This window comes from Psychrobacter sp. 1U2 (assembly GCF_051847575.1).
The window spans coordinates 1-955 of record NZ_JBPYDC010000590.1 but is presented as its reverse complement, the minus strand read 5'-3'; the positions used below and the strand labels follow the sequence as shown (position 1 = coordinate 955).

Here is a 955-nt window from a genome sequence, read left to right as displayed (position 1 = left end):
GACCATTTTACATCGTCAAAGACAAAAAACTCAGGCTCAGGACCAAAGTAAGCAGTGTCACCGATACCGGTAGATTTCAAATACTCTTCTGCACGGCGAGCGATAGAGCGTGGGTCGCGGTCGTAGCCTTGTAGCGTTGATGGCTCAATGATGTCACAGGTAACTACCACAGTAACGGCGTCGAAGAACGGGTCAACAAACGCAGTCTCTGGATCAGGGCGCAGTATCATATCTGAAGCTTCAATGCCTTTCCAGCCAGCGATAGACGAGCCATCAAACATTTTACCATCTTCCATCACCTCTTCATCAACGCTATGCGCCGGAAAGCTGATGTGTTGCTCTTTACCGCGGGTATCGGTAAAACGAAAATCAACCCACTTTGCACTAGACGATTTGATAAGATCCAGTAATTTATTGGACATGAATAGTCTCCCTTATGATGGTCATGTTGTTACGTTTATTGTTCAATTCTAAGATACGACATTTACTATTATATTTAAGTGTTGGCTTAGATTTATAATGGCAGTAATATTCAACCATTTGCTCTATCACTCATAAGCTCATACAATGCTAGCGCTATTTTAGCAGTATCTATTCAATAATGCTGAACAGTTATAACATCTTAAGTAGCTTATCCGCTAGATTTTAACCTTAAATTTACAATAATGAATGATAGGATATAAATTTATACCAGTACCAAGTTACAAATATAAGGGTGCAAAGCCTATGCCAAACTTATTTTGTAATGATAGTCTAAAATTATTTTTGGCTCTCAAACCGTGATATATGTAGGATAGATCTACAAATACCATATAAACAGTAAAAGCCATTTTTGATAGAACACCCTTACCATCTGCACAACAATGAGAAGAGACAGCGTAAATTACGCACCAAGTTAGTGCTTAAGCTCTCTTGTTGACGCAAAGTAGTGCGCAATAAATTTATTTTCATATGA

At 38.6% G+C, this 955-nt stretch carries 1 protein-coding gene; it reads right to left on the bottom strand.

The window, feature by feature from the left end; translation table 11 throughout:
* Positions 1-422 (bottom strand): glutamine synthetase beta-grasp domain-containing protein (locus ACS8FD_RS17475; protein WP_439276782.1); only part of this gene is annotated, 422 nt, incomplete at its 3' end.
* Positions 423-955: the final 533 nt, after the last annotated feature.